The organism is Rhizobium sp. 21-4511-3d, from assembly GCF_053522545.1.
Map to the genome: position 1 here is coordinate 1 of NZ_JBNWCF010000038.1, position 553 is coordinate 553.

Here is a 553-nt window from a genome sequence, read left to right on the forward strand (position 1 = left end):
GCAGGGCATGAAGACCACCGGATAATCACGAAAACAAAGAAAGGGAACAACAATGAAAATGCAGAAGATAATTGCTCCGGCTCTCGCCGCGCTTCTTTCAAGCGCCGCCCTGCCGGGACTTGCCAATGCCACCGTCACCGTCCTCGGCTGGCCCGGCGGCTCCGAGGAGACGGCGCTGCGCGCCACCGTCGAGGCCTATAACAAGACCGCCGCCGACGCCGACAAGGTGGAGCTGCTGTTCTTCAACCGTGACGGCTTCTTCGACAAGCTGCAGGCCGATATGGCCGCCGGTTCGACGGCCTTCGACATCAACCTCGTCGCCACCTACTCGATCGGCCGCTACGCGCCCTACATGGAACCGGTCGATCTCGGCGCCGATGCGGCCAAGGTGTTCGGCGATTCCGTCCTGAAAACCATGCAGTTCGACGGCAAGCAGTATGGCGTTCCGACCGATCTGTCGCTGCACTTCATGTATTACCGCAAGGATCTCATCGATGCCCTGATGAAGGACGATGCAGCGAAGAAGACCTATGCCGAGCTCGCCAAGAAGGTG

The 553-nt window shown here is 60.0% G+C and carries 1 protein-coding gene; it reads left to right on the top strand.

Features of this window, described 5'->3' with window-relative positions; translation table 11 throughout:
• Window positions 1-52: 52 nt before the first annotated feature.
• Window positions 53-553: extracellular solute-binding protein (locus ACQZ5H_RS32605; protein ID WP_449100220.1), on the top strand; the 501-nt coding region annotated here is incomplete at its 3' end.